The organism is Candidatus Pristimantibacillus lignocellulolyticus, from assembly GCA_023639215.1.
Taxonomy (GTDB): Bacteria; Bacillota; Bacilli; order Paenibacillales; family Paenibacillaceae; genus Pristimantibacillus; species Pristimantibacillus lignocellulolyticus.
The window spans coordinates 370655-388714 of the sequence record CP097899.1 but is presented as its reverse complement, the minus strand read 5'-3'; the positions used below and the strand labels follow the sequence as shown (position 1 = coordinate 388714).

The following is an 18060-nucleotide window of genomic DNA, read 5'->3' as shown; positions in this document are numbered from 1 at the left end:
TATGTACCTCCGTCTTAACTTTCATTCCTTTAATTATGAAAACATAAGTGAGCGTAAGAAGCAAATTTATATAATAAAGTATATTGTGAGATAAATGTTCAGTTTTTATTAAGAATATACCGATACAATAAGAATATCTCATATAAGGAGCTGAGTTATTCATGGAAGGCACCGTTAAGCTGAAAGTTACAGAGCAGCAATTGAATCATGCATTGCGTCAAGTGTATGGATGTGATGCAGTAGTTATTACTGAGTTAACAGATGGATGGGCAAACTCAGCATACGAGGTGCTAATGCAAGATGGGAAATCTTATATTGTGAAAGTCTCACCTGCACAATCGACGAAGCTTATGCGATATGAATATGAGATGATGAAGACAGAAGTGGAAGTGCTTAATTTACTACAGCAAGTAAATAGCATTCCTATCCCAAAAGTGATCGCTTACGATCGATCAAGACAATTACTCGAAGGTGAATTTTTCATTATGGAAAAATTACCAGGTCAACCGTACAATAAAGTGAAAGATCAATTAACGACAGAAGAAAGACATACTATAGAGATTGAGCTTGGACAATTTAACTCAGCAATTAATGAAGTGACAGGTACTTCATTCGGATATTTCAATGCAAGAAAGAATGAGCAAAGTTCATGGCGTGAAGCATTTCTACTTATGATTAATGGCGTATTAGATGATGGAGAGGATACTGAATTGCCACTACCTATGCCATACGATGAACTGCGTCAACTTCTGAATAAGAGAAGCTATTGTTTAAGTGAAGTAACTGTACCATCACTTGTTCATTGGGATCTTTGGGATGGAAATTTCTTTGTTGAACATGGGAAGATTACAGGGATTATAGATTTTGAGCGAACACTTTGGGGCGATCCATTGATTGAGCATTACTTTAGTAATAAAGCGAATTCTAAGTCGTTTGTAGAGGGTTATGGCAAGTATGAGCAATTGACACATAATGAACGCCAACGACTTGCTTATTATAATTTATATCTTGATCTAATTATGTATATAGAATGTGCATTTCGTGGCTATGCGAACAATGATCATGTGGAGTGGGCGAAGCGGAATGTAGAAGTGGGTATTGCAACGTTTATTGAACAAAGCCAATAAGTATGAATGTAACAATATTGAGTTTTATGAATATATAGAACAAAATGACGAAAAGATGTTGTTAAGAGCAACGTCCTTTCGTCATTTTCATTATAGTGAGAGTAATATTTCTTGAGCAATACGACTTAAGGGCACTTGTTTCTCAGCTGCTCCAATCTCAAATGCCGCTTTTGGCATACCATATACAATTGAACTTGCCTCATCTTGTGCCAAAGTTTTTGCTCCTGCTATGCGCATTTCTAGTAAACCTTCCGCTCCGTCGCGACCCATTCCGGTTAATATTATTCCTATTGCATGAGAGCCCATAGTTATCGCAACAGAATGAAATAATACGTCCACTGAGGGGGCGTGACCATTGACTTTTTCTCCAAGACGACAATCTACAAAAAACTGCTGATGATGCTCTTTAAGTCGCATATGTTTATCACCAGGTGCAACGAGTGCTAATCCTGGTCGTAGTAGATCGCCATGAACAGCTTCTTTAACTTGCATCGGTGAAGCATCATTTAGTCGTTCAGCAAACATACGAGAGAAGCCCTGAGGGATATGCTGTACGATCAGAATTGGTGGACAATTACTCGGAAGATTACTAAGAACATGATGAATAGCCTCAGTTCCTCCTGTAGAAGCACCAATAACAATCAGTTTCCGCTTCGTATCTCCGGCAGATGAACCTTGATTGTGAACGATATTATAAGGATGTTGTACTCTACCAAGATTAATAACTAGCATTAGAAGGTCTTTAATAAACTTCGTTACTTCGCTATCAGTATTTGATCTGGGTTTTGTTAGAAAAGCCGATGCACCTGCACGTAACGATAGATCTTTGAGATCATGTAAAGCAGATAATGTGATCGTTGGAATTTTCAAAGGTCTTACATGATTTTTAATAAATTCAATACCGTTCATACCAGGCATCTCTATATCGCTTACAATAACGTTAGGTTTATACTGCTTAATCTTCCCGATGGCATCAAATGGATCTGATGCAGTTGGTAATATATGAATGAGTGGTTCATGTGATAAACCTCTTGCCAAAGCTTCTCGAAAAACGATAGAATCGTCCACGATTAGTAAACGGATTGGTGTAGTCATGCTATTACCCTTTCTATTATTATACTTTACGGTATATTGATGGTTGAACGTATTTATAGCCGAACAGCTTGCGATCTATCGATTCCGAATGCCCAAGAAATAAATAACCTCCAGGCTCGGTAGCTTCATAAAACTGTTGGATGAGTCTATCTTTAGTTGGACTATCAAAGTAGATCATAACATTACGACAAAAAATGATATGAAACTTCTTCTTAAACGGAAGGCTTGGTGCCATAAGATTGAATCTGCGAAAAAGGATTTCTTCCTTAATTCGTGGTATCATCTCATATTGCTGATCAACCAATTTGCGGAAATATTTGGAGCGCCATGATGCAGGTAAAGATTCAATAGCATCGGCGCTATATATACCTGTTACTGCTTTTTCAAGCGCCTGAGTTGAAATATCTGTAGCCAGAAGTTTTTTATCCCAACTTGGTGTTTGAGCGCCATAGAAATCTTCAAGGATCATGGCTAGCGTATAAGCCTCTTCACCAGAAGAGCATCCTGCGCACCATATGCGAACATCTCGATTACTATGCTGCGGTTTGATTTGTGGAAGACAATGATCTCGCAGGAAAAAGAAATGATCAGCTTCTCGCATATAAAAAGTATGGTTCGTTGAAATATGATTGATAAGCGATCTTGCAGCGTCACCTGTACGATCGGTTACAAGATAATAATAATATTCTGAAAAACTTGTCATCCCAAGCTTAAATAGGACTTGCTGCAATCTTCCTACCAGTAATGTTTTCTTCTCATCTTTCAGGTGAATGCCATAATGGGAATGGATATATTGAGCAAGTTGTTGAAATTCTTGTTCGCTTATATTGAGAGCCATCAATATTTCCCAAACTCCTTATCACTAATACTAATCGGTGCTATTGTTGCTGTTGTATTGGCGAATGCTTGATCTAATTGAGAAGGGTTAGGTTGAAAACTATAGTTTTGATACGATGAGTTGTAACTATAGTTATTCATATCACGAGTCTTGAATCGGCTTATTTGTTCCTTCATCATATTAGCTTGTCCACTAAGCTCTTCACTTGCTGCTGCACTTTCTTCGGATGTAGCAGAATTCGTCTGAATAACTTGAGAGACTTGGAATAATCCTTGGTTAATTTGCGAAATGCCAGAAGCTTGATCACTAGATGCATCTGTAATATTTTCTACTAGCACAGCAACTCTCGTAATATCTTCTACAATATGATTCAAAGCACTAGCAGTATCATTAGCTATTTTCGTACCATTCGTTACTTTTTGGATAGATCCTTCAATCATCTCTGTTGTTTCTTTGGCAGCATTGGCAGAACGTGCTGCTAGATTACGAACCTCTTCGGCCACGACCGCAAACCCTTTACCATGTTGACCCGCTCGAGCAGCTTCAACTGCAGCATTAAGCGCAAGAATATTCGTCTGGAATGCAATCTCATCTATTACTTTAATAATCTTTGAAATATTAGAGGAAGAAGCATTAATATCTTCCATAGCGACGAGCATTTCTTTCATACGATCGTTACCTTGTAATGCGTTCTTCTTGGATTGCTGTGTTAATTGATTTGCTTCAAGTGCATTAGTAGCATTGGAGTTGATTTTACTAGATACTTCTTCTAAAGAAACAGTAAGTTGTTCTACGGAACTGGCTTGTTCTGTAGCGCCTTGAGATAGTAACACGCTAGATTCAGACATCTGTTTTGCACCTGTTGCTACTTGATCGGAAGCAGAACGGATATTGTTCATGACATCGTTCAAATTATTAATCATTTTTTGGAAAGCGACAGCTAGTTGACCGATTTCATCTTTAGAATTCATGTTGACTTCAACGTTTAGATTGCCATCCGCAATTTCATTAGCAGTTTCAACAAGTCGATTAACTGGGCGACTAATATTACGAGAAATGAATACACCAAGTAGAATAGCAAGTAGCATAGCGATAATGACAATGACGATTAATGTAATGATTGTTACTTTAGCTTGCTCAGTTAGTTCTGTCATTGTTACTAACGCAGATGCCTGTTTGTCTTTGAACGAACCTGTAATAATCTCATCCATTTTAGTAGATAAATCACTAGCTTCACTCATAATCAATGTTGCCTTTTCTATGTTTCCGGCTTTTGCTTCTGCAATTACCTCATTACGTACTAATCGATATTCAGCTGAAGTGTTTTTTAACACATCAAAGCTAGCTTGATCATCGGTAGAATTTATTGTTGCTGCAATAGACTTAACAGCATCTTCATTTTCCAGATCATTTAATTCTATTTGATCAATATATTTTTGTTGTTCATTCGGATCAGTAGTCATCATAATGCTTCGAATGAGTGAACGGGTACTTTGGAAATTAATGCCGATTGTGCCATATTCACCGACTGGATATGCGTCAGTTTTGTACATCTCAATATAACCTTGGTTAATTTTGTTCAAATTCAATGCGGATATCGTGCCAATAACGCCTGCAATCATCGCGACTAATACGAATGATGTAATTAATTTGTTTCCGATTTTCATATTGTTGAACCAATTCATAAGTAATACCTCCATTGATGTGTAATTATTATTTGTAATCCGACTTATGTGTGCGTGAGCATATTCTGAGTTTAACCTCGACTTCGACCTTATAAGATTTGTTCTATCAAGGTAGCATCTTGATCATGAATGAGTTTATTACAATCCAAAAGCAACATTACTTCATCATTAAGTTTACCGATGCCTTGAATATATTGATTACTGATTTGTGTATATTCAGGCGGTGGAACTATATTTGAAAGAGGGATAGAGACGACTTCTGCTACTTTATCTACAATAAGTCCGATAACAATATGTTGAATTTGAACAACGATGATACAGGTTCGATCATTGTATTGTTGAAATAACTTTTTGAAGCGTAAACGTACATCCATGACCGGAATAATTTGACCGCGCAAATTAATAATGCCTTTAATATATTGAGGAACCTCAGGAACAACAGTAATATCCTGAATTCCGACAATTTCAATAACATAGCGGATTTCAATCCCATAACTTTCTTCACCTAGATTAAAGGTGAGATATTTGTCTTTTTGTTCATCTTCTTCCTCATGTTGTGTATGTAGTTGTGACATTTGAGATGGAACCTCCTATAGCTTTTTATTTACTTCACAAAACCACTTTATAATAAAAAGTAGCTTCGACATTATAAACTTAGATGCATTTTTATGATAATGAGATGGTTATAACGTGTTAGTCGCATGATTGCTTGTAACAAGTTCAGTCATATTCATAATGATGCTAATTTTGCCATTGCCAAGCAGTGTGCAACCTGAAAAAGCGTTGAGTCGCTTAAATTGTTTGAAATAAGGTGGCAGAGGTTTAATAACCACTTGTTGTTGACCGACAAGCTCATCGACAAGTAGACATATCGTTCTAGATTCATTTTCAATCATTACTAAAATACCTTCTGTAGGATGATGATATTGACTTTGCTGTTTCAAATAATGAGCTAAATTAATGATCGAATAACATTCACCGCGTACCATGACCATTAGATTTCCATCAGGATCAGATAGCAGATCTCTTTCTGCTGGTCTAAACGATTCTTTAATAGACGATGTTGGCAATGTATAGTGTGAGTTCCCTACACGAACGGTCATTCCATCAATAATAGCAAGTGTTAATGGGATTTTGATTGTAATGCTTGTCCCCTTCCCAAGTTCACTATCGATGTAGATCGTACCGCCGATCTGCTCAATATTTTTGGCAACGACATCCATTCCGACGCCACGTCCACTGAATTCAGTTATAACTTCTTTAGTTGATAAACCAGGATGGAAAATCAGATGATATGCTTCTCGATCACTTAGTTCAACTTGATGTGGCGCAAGCAATCCTGCAGTATATGCTTTTTGAATAAGTCGATCACGATCGATTCCTTGACCATCATCCGTAATGATTAGTAATACATCACTTCCAATGTTACGAGCTTCAAGCGTAATTCTACCGATAGGATGCTTGCCATTGGCCTCTCTAATATGTTGTTGTTCAATACCATGATCCATCGCATTACGCACAATATGCATAAGTGGATCAACGATTTGATCGATTACAGATTTATCAATTTCTGTTTCTTCTCCAATCAGTTCGATATGTACTTCTTTGTTTAGCTTTTGCGACATATCACGTGTTAAGCGTCGCATGCGATGAAAGCTTGGTGAAAGAGGAATCATACGAATCGCCATTATTGTATCTTGCAATTCGCCTATGATTTTACGAAGTTGATTACGTTGAGCTACTTGTGATGATTGTCTTGCCTCTAAGGGGCCATCTTCACGTTCTAACTCAGAGTTAAGCATTGCTTCGGAAATAACTAGCTCACCTACCAAATCCATCAGTCGATCAAGCTTTTGCACATTAACGCTGATGACAGAAGATTTCACGGTTACTTGTGGGCCGGTCGTTGAATTTACCGCTTGTTCACGAACTGAATCATTCACTGGAATCGATAAATCCAAGGTATTTGTACTATCTGTACTATCTGTACTAGCTAATGCTAGCGTGCTACTTACAATGGCTACATCTTCTACATCAAAGATGTTTAATTCTGCACTAGCGAGATATGCTGTTTGTTGTATAAGTTGTTCAAGCTCACTGAGAGGAAGTTTGGAACGAAAAGTTAATTGAAATCCATGTTCCCGTATATAGTGCTGACTAGTGTCATCTTCTATTAAATTTTCGGGAAAATGCGAGTAATCAATCATATGATCTTCAAGTTGATGTACGGTCTGGTAAGCACGAATATTTTCCATTTGACAGTCATCGGTAAATCTTAAAGATGCGCGGTAAGTTGTTAATAGGCTATTGTCTTCTAACGTGTTGACTTGAGCTATTAACGTGCTGGCCGATTGCTGTTGCAGTTGATGAATAAATTGCTGAATTAAAGTAATCGTTGAAGCAGCAGAATTAGGTAGTTCATCTGAGGGGGAGTGATTAGCAATAGCTAAAATTTCCTCCTTGAAGTAATCTACACATTGCAAGATGATATTAGAAAGGGCTGTGAAACTATATTCGAAGTCACGATCCTCCCGTAGCATCTGAAATAAGTCTTCAAGTGCATGTGCAATTTCCGTAATTCCGGTAAAACCCATCATAGCAGACGAGCCTTTTAGCGTATGCATATTGCGAAAAATTTCATTTATTGCATCATCCGTTAAAGCGTTTTGTTGTTCATAGTCAAGAACGATAGACTCAGTAAGTTCAATCATCTGTGTTGATTCATGGATATACATTTCAAAAATCGGATCTGCTTCGCTCATGTTGCTAACGTTACATCCTTTCACGTATAAGTATCAATAAATGGTAAACGATAGTATAATTACTAAATCTAAACTCCAAATGATTATAATCGTAAATACGATTATACACAATATGTAAATCGTTATTCTTTATTAACAAGAGAGTTAAAATGAGGAGGATTTATGAAAGAAATTAAGAATAGAATTAGACAATTCAGAAAAGATATGGGATTAACAATGGCGGAATTCGCTAAAGAAATAGGAGTATCTGCCGGAAATGTTGGTGATTGGGAATCAGAATCTCGCACCTCTGTGCCAGGAGCACAAGCGCTAATCTCTATCGCCAATACATACGATGTTTCTATTGATTGGTTATTACTAGGGGAAATATCGAATAGAGAAAATTCGCTAGATGAAAAGTCATATAGCGAGCATATTAAGGCGAAGTATGCGGAAAATCCAGAGTTATTTGCTAAGTTAATGGAGATTTCGTTTCGTATGAATGAGCAGGACTTGACAGATCTACTTAAGTTTGCTGAAGCCATTCAGCGCACCGAAATTCCACTTGCTAGTGCTAGTGAATCATAATCTATTTAATCTAATTTAGACTCGTAGTAGCTTTTAAGATTAAAAGCTACTACGAGTCTTTTTTTTGAATAAAATTAGCAATAATATTCTAACTTTACAAGAACATTCATATCGTATTAATAATTCTTGAAAACCTTTTCAAAAAAGGATGGTGGACTTGAGAATCACGATCAAAGATGTTGCCAAATTGGCTAATGTATCCATAAGTACTGTATCGAGGGTAATGAATAATCCGATTGCGGTACAAGAAGATAAGCGACTAAGAGTTCAGGCTGCTATTGAGGAGTTGAATTTTGAGCCAAGTTCTTTTGCAAGAGGTTTAATAAACAATCGATCTCAGACCATTGGTGTTTTTATCCCGGACATTCTTAATCCTTACTATAGTGGAGTAATTCGTGGAATGGAGGATGCAGCTAAGAGCATAGATTACGTGCTAATAATTTGTAATACAGATCGAGATGAGCAAAGAACATTGTCTTATTTGCAAAACTTTAGGAATAAGCATATTGATGGCATATTGTACACGAGTGATTTTATGCGACCAAGCTATTACAAGGAAATTGATCAATATCATATGCCAGTAGTTTTAGTATCGACGGAATCTAAGGAGTATCCTCTTTCATCGATCATGATAGACGATGAGAAGGGAGCATACGATGCTGTGTCATACTTAATTGGATTAGGCCATAAAAATATCGCTTTTCTAGGATTCACTTTGCCAGATCCAATTACAGGTGACAAAAGATATCGAGGATTTAAGCAAGCATTGAGAGCTGCTAATTTGTACGATCAGTGCAAAAACTATACTGCATTTGCAAACAATTGGTTTGAAGAAGCATATCTTTCAGTCGCGCAACTCATGCATAAACACCCACAAATAACCGCAATATTTGCCTGCTCAGATGAATTTGCAATGGCAGCGATGGCTTATCTTCACGATAACAACCTACATGTACCAAAAGATATATCAGTGATAGGCTTTGACAATGTAAGGATGTCATGGATGGTCACTCCAAGACTAACGACAATTGCTCAACCAATGTATGATATTGGTTTTAAAGCGGTTTTACTGCTTCACAATCAACTTATGAATGAGTTTAACTCCCCCTCTCAAATATTATTACCGCATGAGCTCGTGATTAGAGATTCTACAAGAGAGTTAACTTGACTTCGTTATCAAAGTTCGCTTTTTGAACAACCTCTAGTAAGGTGGTGATGCTTGACCAAGACATAGTCTGGTAGACTAGCGAAATTTTTTGCTTGCTTGGTTTCAATACTATGAAGGGGATGATTTGAAATGGTCAGATACAAAATGATGACATTGCTCCTTGTATTGGTGTTAGTACTTTCAGCATGTGGCGGTAACAAGGATGAAAATGAACCCAAAACCACGAATACTCCTACCAACAATGTAGATACAAATAAAGAAGAACCGATAACGGAGCCAGAAGAGAAAGAAGGGACTCCACTTGAGCTAGCTTATGAAGGTGCATATAAAGGTACATCAGTATCTATGTTTGGACCTTTTGTTGATGAGGACGAAGTGAAATTTCTAGATGCAATTGCTGAGTTTGAAGAAACGACAGGCATTGATATTCAATATGAAGGATCAAAAGAGTTTGAAGCAACCATTGGTGTTCGTATTGAAGGTGGAAATGCACCAGATATTTCTGACTTTCCTCAGCCAGGTCTTTTATCAACATTTGTTAGTCAAGGAAAAGTGATCGATGTCTCGACTTTCCTTGATGTAGAAAAATTAAAAGGGAATTACAATCAATCTTGGCTTGATATGGCTTCTATGAAAGGTCCTAATGGCGATATTATGGCAGGAGTATGGAACAGAAGTAGTGTAAAAAGCTTAGTTTGGTATCCGAAAAAGCAATTTGATGAAGCAGGATATACAGTTCCAACAACTTGGGATGAACTGCTTGCACTAACTGAACAAATCGCAGCTGATGGGGATACAGCTTGGGCAATCGGAATTGAAAGTGGGGCAGCAACTGGCTGGCCAGCTACTGATTGGATCGAAGATATTATGCTACGTACAACATCTGCTGAAAACTATGATAAATGGGTTACTGGTGAGCTTAAATTCACTGATCCAATTGTGAAAAATGCATTCGAAAAAATGTCTGAAATTTGGTTGAATCCTGATTACGTATATGGTGGAACAAAATCGATTGTAACAACATCATTCGGTGACTCTGTATTACCAATGTTCAAAACTCCTGCAGATGCTTGGTTACACCGTCAAGCAAGCTTTATTACTAGCTTCTTTCCAGAAGGCGTAACTGCTGGTGAGGACTATGATTGGTTCTACTTGCCACCAATTGATCCACAATACGGTAGCCCTGTTCTTGTAGCAGGAGATATTTATGCAATGCACAATGACCGCCCAGAAGTTCGTGCCGTTATGGAGTTTTTCACAACAGGAGAATCAATCAAAAAATGGGTTCAATCGGGTGGCGTAATTGCTCCAATGAACGATGTAAGTCTTGACTGGTATCCTTCAGAAGCGGAAAGACGTATGGGCGAGCTAGTACAAAATGCTTCTACGCTTCGTTTCGATGGTTCTGATCTTATGCCGGGTGCAGTTGGTGCGGGTACATTTTGGAAAGGTGCGACTGACTATATAAGTGGGACAGTTACATTAGATCAAGCACTAACTGAGATTTCAGCAGGCTACAACAACTAGATAAAAGATTATGCTTTCGAAGTAACTTTTCATTTGCGAGAAGTCACTTCATGGAGCCAATGAAAAGTTTTAGATTATGCTTTCGAAGTGACTTTTCATTCACGAGAAGTCACTTCGTGGAGCCAATGAAAAGTTTTAGATTATGCTTTCGAAGTGACTTTTCATTTGCAAGAAGTCACTTCATGGAGCCAATGAAAAGTTTTAGGAGGGCTTACTATGCGTACATCAGTACCAGGAGTTAAACCGTTGCGTATCATATTAAGCACTTTACTGGTGATCATCAGCAATGCAATGATACACTCCATGTTCTATATTGTGTTAAGGGACGGTAATCTTCCTGGTGTGATTAACGCAGTGGTAGCCATACTATGGGGGATTTTCGGAGTATATTTCATATACTGGTCCTTTAACTTGGCGATAGAGCAATATCCAGATCGCTGGAAGCAAAAGATGATACCTATACTTTTCGTAGGACCAGCAGTTGCCTTACTGGCATGGCTACTTCTTGTGCCAACGATCCGTACACTGTATATGAGCTTCTTTGATTCTACGACTACTAATTTTGTAGGTTTTGCAAACTACGTTGAGGTTTTCACCAATCGAATATTATTAGGTGCACTTCGCAACAACTTATTGTGGGTTGTGTTCGGAGCTACTGCTTGTATCGTCCTTGGTTTGTTAATCGCAGTGTTAGCTGATCGTAGTAGCTTTGAGAAGCTTGCCAAAAGTATAATCTTTATGCCGATGGCGATCTCATTTGTTGCTGCGGGTGTAATCTGGAAGTTTATCTATTTCTATAAACCAGGTACAGAACAGATTGGATTGCTAAATGCGTTATTGGTTTCATTAGGTTTTGAACCTCAAGCTTTTACAAGTATGTTCCAGCCGTGGAATAATCTATTTCTCATAGTTATCTTAATATGGATGCAGACAGGATTTGCGATGGTATTGTTCTCAGCAGCACTGAAAGGGGTTCCAGAGGAACTCCTTGAAGCTGCTCGCGTAGATGGTGCTGGGGAAACTCGTATCTTCTTCAAAATTATTGTTCCTTTTATATCAGGAACGATTTTATCTGTATCGACTACCATTGTCGTATTTACTTTGAAAATATTCGATGTTGTTATGGTAATGACAGGTGGTCAATATGATACTGAAGTTGTAGCGACACAGTTCTATCGTCAATTTTTTATGTATCGTAATGCAGGATTTGGCTCGACGTTAGCCATTGTTCTCCTAATCTGCGTTATTCCAGTGATCTGGATTAATTTACGCCAGTTCAAAAAGCAGGGGGGATTCTAATGGCAAAGCGTAAACGACGTAAAAGTAAAAAGTGGATAGTGAATCTAATTCTAGCTTTTATTTGTTTGATATGGATTATACCAACTTTTGGACTTTTGGTTTCGTCATTCCGTCCTGCGGTAAATATTTTGCAAAGCGGTTGGTGGGAGGTCTTTCCTCACAAGGATTATGCTACACAAGACACGATTACTTTGCCAAAGGATACAGATCTTCGTGAACCGATTACGATAAATGGTGAAACTTTCAGTGATGATCAGCTTCGCGAAGGCGCTATTACAAAGGATGGTAATCGATTAATTTGGGAAAATAGACGTGCTCGTACTGTCAATGTGCAGGACAAAAGCTTAAAGATGGATACGGAATTTACTACTTCTAACTACGAAAGTGTATTGACAGGTAAATTATATAAAATTCAACAAGCAGATGGAACGGTTAAGACCGAAAAGGGTCAAGGAATGTCCAAAGCATTTATGAATACATTAATTGTATCAATACCTGCTACCGTTATTCCTGTTCTCATTGCAACCTTTGCTTCATATGCATTTGCTTGGCTTCGTTTCCCCATGCGAAAAACGATGTTTATTGCAGTAATTATGTTATTGGTTGTACCGCTACAGGTTGCACTTATTCCCATTATGAAGGATTACACTTTACTTGGCTTAAATGGTACTTACCTCGGTATCTGGATTGTGCATACTGGCTTTGGGTTACCGCTCACAATCTACTTTATGTATTCGTATATTAGTCAGCTACCGAAAGATTTGTTCGAATCAGCCTTTATGGATGGTGCATCTAATTTCACAATATTTACGAAACTAGTATTGCCATTATCAATACCTGCGATTGCTTCAATTGGTATATTTCAATTTCTCTGGGTATGGAATGACTATCTCATATCCTTAATCTTTATTGGAACTCAGGCTGATGTGCAAGTGATGTCTATGAGAATTGCCGATATGGCAGGTTCTCGTGGCTCAGATTGGCATTTACTAACGGCTGCAGCGTTTATTTCCATGCTTATGCCATTGACTGTATTTTTCAGCCTTCAGAAGTTTTTTGTTAGGGGGTTACTAGGAGGGTCAGTTAAGGGGTAATCTTCTTGGTGTTGAAAAGCGATTTTTTTGAACCTTATTGAAAAGGATGTTCAAAACCAATCACTTGTGATCACGAAGTTATGCGCTGAAGCATAGTCGACGTCGAACATGGCATTCATCGGTTGCTCCGATGCTCACGTACCAATAACGTACGTTGCGCTACTCACTTTCCTAGCTTCATGTCATCTTCTTGGTGTTGACAAGCAATCTCTTTGAACTTTATTGGAATGATGTTTAAATCCAATCACTTGTGATCACGAAGTTATGCTAAAAAGGGAACTGTAAGCTCAATCCATAATTATGGAGATGAGTGAACAGTTCCCTTTGTTATTTCAATGGTGATATTATTCGTCTTTATCGTTTACGAGATATTCAAAACTTAATTGATCGCATTCACTAGATGCTTCTTCAAACAATTCAATAATAGCGGTATAATCTTTCGTACTTTCATTGTCATTAATCCACAATAAGGATACTGGAAGATTAATGTAGCCAGTTAAGCAATCCCATAGTGCATCGAGATTACGACCATAGGTAGCAGGTAAATCTAATTTAGCTGCTAACCATTCGTGAACATCATCATAGGTTTCAGCTTCAGACAATCGTAATTCAATAATATCGCTCATTTTTACCGCACCTCTTTCGTAATATCTGTAAAGCTTTTATAATGATCCGTGGTCATGTAGATAAGACCATCATTAGAGAATACGATACGATCGGCATTACGACGACCACCTGTATAATTGATATCTGCTTCATACCATGTTCGTCCATCGGCTTTTGGTAATAGTCCTTCACGATTGCCGAACTTATCACCACCTATGCTCATATTGGGGGCTACCTCATGAAGATTACCTTTTGAAGGGACCCAACCTAGATTTTCAGCATCTTTTTTCTTAATAAAGTTATCAGGTAATTTTCCATTATCGCGAATATATGAAGCAACATCTTCAAAGCTAGTCAATGCTGATGAAGCATTAGGTATAGAAGAGTTAGCATCGTATGCTACATTTTGATCAGTAATAAGTTCACTACAACCGCCTAATAGCAAACTTAATGTAGTCAGGAGAAGAAAGAGCGAAAGTTTCAGTGTATTTCTAATTCCTTGTAAAGATTTTAATAACATGTTGTTACTCACTCCTATTAATCTATTCGTATCAAGTTAAGTATAAGTGATCAGTGCTATCAAGGCAAAATTGAATATAAAATACAATTAAAATGCCATATTTTTTTATTGAATTCCATAGTATGATGTTAGCAATACAATGTAATAGTAGTAATTCAATTAAGTAAAGTGTAGGACAATTCAACGAGAAAGTATTTACTGAAGGAGTTAGTTCATATGGAGTGGAGTATAAAGCATTTTTCGCAATTATCTAATGTAGAAGTATATGAAATCATAAAGTTACGTACCGATATATTCGTAGTTGAACAGCAAAGTATATATGCGGATTGTGACAATAAAGATCTTGAAGCTTATCATTTGCAATTAAGAGATGAAGCCGGGCAGTTATTAGGATATTTGAGATTATTGAATCAAGGAGTAAGTTATGAAACTTATTCTATTGGTCGCGTGATCATTACTCCTTCGTTAAGACGGACTGGTTTCGGAGAACAGATGTTACAGCGCGCCATCGCGTTTGTTGGTTCTCATTGGCAAGGAGATGCCATTACAATTTCTGCGCAGCAACAATTAACGAGCTTTTATGAAAGAGTAGGCTTCGTTGTAGTGTCAGAACCTTATATTGAAGATGGTATTTATCATATACAAATGCGCTTGGAACTTAATGACCAATCATAGTTGACCTACTCAGGAGGGCATGTGCATGCGTTTTTCAGCTAAGTCGCAAGTCGACAGAATGAAGTCTCCATATCGACATGGTATGGAGATGGCAGTAATGGAAGGCATATGGGCAATGTTATTGCTAACTATGCTTTCAGGTCCGTTTTTAACAGCGTACTTACTTTACTTAGGGGCGAATTCTCAACAAATTGGTATAGTACTCGCAGTGCCAGCTATCGCAAATCTTCTACAAATATTAGCTGCCATGTACATGCAAAAACTGAAAAATCGAAAACTCAATTTCGTACTTCTCGCTTCAGCTCATCGCCTAATAGGATTGATGACAGGTATTATTCCATTTATATTTCCAAAAGAGATTTGGTTAGCTGTCTTTATCGTTATCTTTTTACTTTACTCATCAATAAACGCTTTTGCAGGGGTTATCTGGACTTCATTAATCTCTGATATGGTACCTGATCAATTACGAGGGAAGTACTTCGGTATTCGTAATGTCATAACTAGTGCGGTAAATAGTATTGGATTATATATTACTGGGGTTATTATCGATAGGTATGATGGAGCACTCGGATTCAATATTATGTTCATACTTGCAGCCGTTACTGTAATCATGAACATCATTTATTTTGCTAGATACCCGAATCCAGCATTTGAAAAAACACAGGAAATGAAAGTTGGAACATTTGTACTAAAACCGTTTAAGGATCATATCTTCTTTAAGGGGCTACTATTTTTAACGATATGGACATTAATATTGTCGATGACTCATCCATTTTTCTCTTATGTCATGCTTGATGTATTAAACGTAAGATATCAAACCGTAGCAAATCTAGTTATTTTGCAAACGGTATCATCGATGTTGGGTTTCTATATTTGTGGGCAACTTTCTCGCAAGTACAGTGAACGAACATTACTATTAGCTTCATTACCTTTTCTTGCAGTCTCGGCACTATTATGGGGAACGTTATCGTTTTTACCGCAACTGCTTGTTCTAGTATTAATTTTTATTTGTCTTGGAATAGGTCTAGGTAGCTATAACCAACAAATTTTTATATTTATGATTGGTTCATCTCCGAAAGCAGAGCGACCTATATATATTGCTGTATTTTCAGCAATTACTGGTTTGGCTGGTTTTCTAGGACCTACAATTGGTGGAGCCATCTTTGAACAATTGAAACAATTACCGCTCTGGACTCAACAGTATGGATTCTTTCTACTACTCGGAATAGTTTTACTGGTACTAGGGGTAGTTATTGCTCCATTAGCTTTTCGTAGGAAGAAGTAGACAGAATTATTTATAAGCGTATCTGAAATTAATTCTAATGAACCTAAGAGATACCACTCTGATGAGCGGGTCTCTTTTTGTTATGAATGGCCTAGGTAAATAACTCCTATGTGATTGTACAGTATTTGTAAATATGGTAGACTTAGTACGCTTCTTTTGAATCGGATTTTAAGGCGGAATTTATAACAAACTATCAGGCAGGAGATTAACAAATGACTTCAACTAATATTAATATTACGAATGAAGAAATTCGAGCAGCGCATAGTAATGTGTTCAAACTTTTGTTTCAGCAACTTAGACCAAAGCAATGGACTAAAAACCTATTAGTATTTGCTGCTCTACTTTTTTCTTTTGAAATGATCAATGTTACAACGATAATTAATACATTATTAGGATTTTTTCTTTTTAGTTTTATTTCTGGATGTGTCTATATCATTAATGATTATGTAGATCGAGAGGCTGATAAGAATCATCCAGTTAAAAAATTTAGACCAATGGCTTCAGGTGCGCTCAATCCTATATTGGCATTAACTTTCGGTAGTTTTCTCTTAATAGCATCTTTAATAGTTTCCTATTTTTTGAATCCACTGTTCACACTTCTTCTCATAGCGTACTTTGCTTTGAACGTGTGTTATTCATTTTTCCTAAAGCATGTCGTTATTATTGATATTATGGTCATTGCTACGGGATTTGTACTGCGTGCGATTGCAGGGGGACTTGTTATTCATGTTCCATTTACACCTTGGTTCTTAATTTGTACGATGCTTTTATCTTTATTTTTGGCAATCGGTAAAAGAAGGCATGAACTATTTCTATTAGAAAATGAGATGGGAACCCACCGTAAAGTATTAGAAAAGTACTCATTTACTTTACTAGATCAGCTTAATAGCATTGTAACTTCAGCAACTATTATTAGTTATTCCTTATTCACATTTACTTCTGGACGTACAATTCATTTGATGTGGACAATACCATTTGTTATTTATGGGATTTTTAGATATCTCTATCTGATTCATATCGAGAAAAAAGGTGGTTCTCCTGACAGAGTTTTATTTGAGGATAAGCATATATTAGTTACCGTAATATTGTATGTTATTAGTGTAGTATGTATTTTAGCAATTTTTGAGTGAACGACAGAACGTTATAGAGGGAATGATTATGAAAAAGAAAATTGCAATATTTGATATCGATGAAACAATCATTAAAAAAGATTCGATGTTTCTATTTGTCTTATATGGACTCAAAAAGAAGCCGTGGACTTTATTTAACTTATTTACAATTGTAGTAGTTACGGCATTATACAAGCTGAAGTTAATGAAAGTAGAAAAAGTGAAAGGATCATTTTTTTACGCGATTCGTTTCTTTGAACAATCTGAACTAGAAAAGTTCTACAACGATGTGTTAGTACCCAATATATATCAAGAAGCTTTGCAAGAATTACAGAACAAAAAGGAACAAGATTATCATGTGCTTCTTGTCTCTGCTTCACCTCATGCTTATGTGAAATACTTTAATAACTTACCCTATGTGGATGCTGTTATTGGAACTGAATTAGTTCAACAAAACGGACGCTATATTAATGTTATTGAAGGTTATAATTGTAAGGGTGAAGAGAAAGTAGTACGCATTAGACAGTATTTAGCTGATAAAGATATACAAATTGATTATGAACAGTCTTCTGCGTATTCAGACTCCTTAACAGATATGCCTATGTTTCAGTTAGTTAAGACTAGATATCTAATTAACAAACGTAGCGATGGGTTGGAGGAATTAAATTGGCAAATGTAACAAGCCGTCACCTTGGTAAAGTGT

At 37.0% G+C, this 18060-nt stretch carries 17 protein-coding genes; 10 read left to right on the top strand and 7 right to left on the bottom strand.

The window, feature by feature from the left end; translation table 11 throughout:
- Window positions 1-161: 161 nt before the first annotated feature.
- On the top strand, window positions 162-1127 hold the full coding sequence (locus tag NAG76_01625; protein URN94986.1) for an aminoglycoside phosphotransferase family protein: 966 nt from the start codon (window positions 162-164) through the stop codon (window positions 1125-1127).
- 90 nt (window positions 1128-1217) lie between these two features.
- Here the strand turns inward: NAG76_01625 and cheB are convergent, their stop codons facing one another.
- The 5 genes from cheB to NAG76_01600 form a co-directional block, all read right to left on the bottom strand.
- Window positions 1218-2222, bottom strand: a complete 1005-nt coding sequence (gene cheB, locus NAG76_01620) for a chemotaxis-specific protein-glutamate methyltransferase CheB (GenBank protein URN94985.1) — start codon at window positions 2220-2222, stop codon at window positions 1218-1220.
- 19 nt (window positions 2223-2241) lie between these two features.
- Window positions 2242-3060, bottom strand: coding sequence for a protein-glutamate O-methyltransferase CheR (locus NAG76_01615; protein ID URN94984.1), 819 nt, complete (start codon window positions 3058-3060; stop codon window positions 2242-2244).
- Entirely contained in the window at window positions 3060-4745 is a 1686-nt protein-coding gene (locus NAG76_01610; protein URN94983.1) for a methyl-accepting chemotaxis protein, read from the bottom strand. The genes NAG76_01615 and NAG76_01610 overlap by 1 nt, the downstream gene beginning before the upstream one ends.
- 89 nt (window positions 4746-4834) lie before the next feature.
- Window positions 4835-5320 (bottom strand): chemotaxis protein CheW, encoded by a 486-nt coding sequence (locus tag NAG76_01605; GenBank protein URN94982.1) that lies wholly within the window; start codon window positions 5318-5320, stop codon window positions 4835-4837.
- 108 nt (window positions 5321-5428) lie between these two features.
- Window positions 5429-7507, bottom strand: a complete 2079-nt coding sequence (locus tag NAG76_01600; protein URN94981.1) for a chemotaxis protein CheA — start codon at window positions 7505-7507, stop codon at window positions 5429-5431.
- A gap of 162 nt (window positions 7508-7669) precedes the next feature.
- Here NAG76_01600 and NAG76_01595 point away from each other — a divergent pair, with 162 nt between their 5' ends.
- From NAG76_01595 to NAG76_01575, 5 genes are all read left to right on the top strand, one after another.
- On the top strand, window positions 7670-8074 hold the full coding sequence (locus NAG76_01595; protein ID URN94980.1) for a helix-turn-helix domain-containing protein: 405 nt from the start codon (window positions 7670-7672) through the stop codon (window positions 8072-8074).
- 157 nt (window positions 8075-8231) lie between these two features.
- A complete protein-coding gene (locus NAG76_01590) occupies window positions 8232-9242 on the top strand; it encodes a LacI family transcriptional regulator (protein ID URN94979.1) in 1011 nt (336 codons plus the stop codon).
- 129 nt (window positions 9243-9371) lie between these two features.
- A complete protein-coding gene (locus tag NAG76_01585) occupies window positions 9372-10769 on the top strand; it encodes an ABC transporter substrate-binding protein (GenBank protein ID URN94978.1) in 1398 nt (465 codons plus the stop codon).
- A gap of 216 nt (window positions 10770-10985) precedes the next feature.
- Window positions 10986-12068, top strand: a complete 1083-nt coding sequence (locus tag NAG76_01580) for a sugar ABC transporter permease (protein ID URN94977.1) — start codon at window positions 10986-10988, stop codon at window positions 12066-12068.
- Window positions 12068-13162 carry a carbohydrate ABC transporter permease gene (locus tag NAG76_01575; GenBank protein ID URN94976.1) on the top strand — a complete coding sequence of 365 codons (1095 nt, stop codon included), beginning with the start codon at window positions 12068-12070 and terminating at the stop codon, window positions 13160-13162. Before NAG76_01580 ends, NAG76_01575 begins: the two co-directional genes overlap by 1 nt.
- Before the next feature lie 344 nt (window positions 13163-13506).
- Here the strand turns inward: NAG76_01575 and NAG76_01570 are convergent, their stop codons facing one another.
- Together NAG76_01570 and NAG76_01565 are read right to left on the bottom strand one after the other, a co-directional pair.
- Window positions 13507-13788 carry a barstar family protein gene (locus NAG76_01570; protein ID URN94975.1) on the bottom strand — a complete coding sequence of 94 codons (282 nt, stop codon included), beginning with the start codon at window positions 13786-13788 and terminating at the stop codon, window positions 13507-13509.
- Between the two features lie 2 nt (window positions 13789-13790).
- A complete protein-coding gene (locus tag NAG76_01565; protein ID URN94974.1) occupies window positions 13791-14288 on the bottom strand; it encodes a ribonuclease in 498 nt (165 codons plus the stop codon).
- A gap of 216 nt (window positions 14289-14504) precedes the next feature.
- Here NAG76_01565 and NAG76_01560 point away from each other — a divergent pair, with 216 nt between their 5' ends.
- The 4 genes from NAG76_01560 (at window position 14505) to NAG76_01545 (ending at window position 18036) form a co-directional block, all read left to right on the top strand.
- Entirely contained in the window at window positions 14505-14963 is a 459-nt protein-coding gene (locus NAG76_01560; protein URN94973.1) for a GNAT family N-acetyltransferase, read from the top strand.
- A 25-nt stretch (window positions 14964-14988) separates the two neighbouring features.
- Complete coding sequence (locus NAG76_01555; protein URN94972.1) at window positions 14989-16248, top strand: MFS transporter; 1260 nt, start codon at window positions 14989-14991, stop codon at window positions 16246-16248.
- A gap of 212 nt (window positions 16249-16460) precedes the next feature.
- Window positions 16461-17378, top strand: coding sequence for a decaprenyl-phosphate phosphoribosyltransferase (locus NAG76_01550; protein URN94971.1), 918 nt, complete (start codon window positions 16461-16463; stop codon window positions 17376-17378).
- Window positions 17379-17406: 28 nt separating this feature from the next.
- Window positions 17407-18036, top strand: coding sequence for an HAD-IB family hydrolase (locus tag NAG76_01545; protein ID URN94970.1), 630 nt, complete (start codon window positions 17407-17409; stop codon window positions 18034-18036).
- Window positions 18037-18060: the final 24 nt, after the last annotated feature.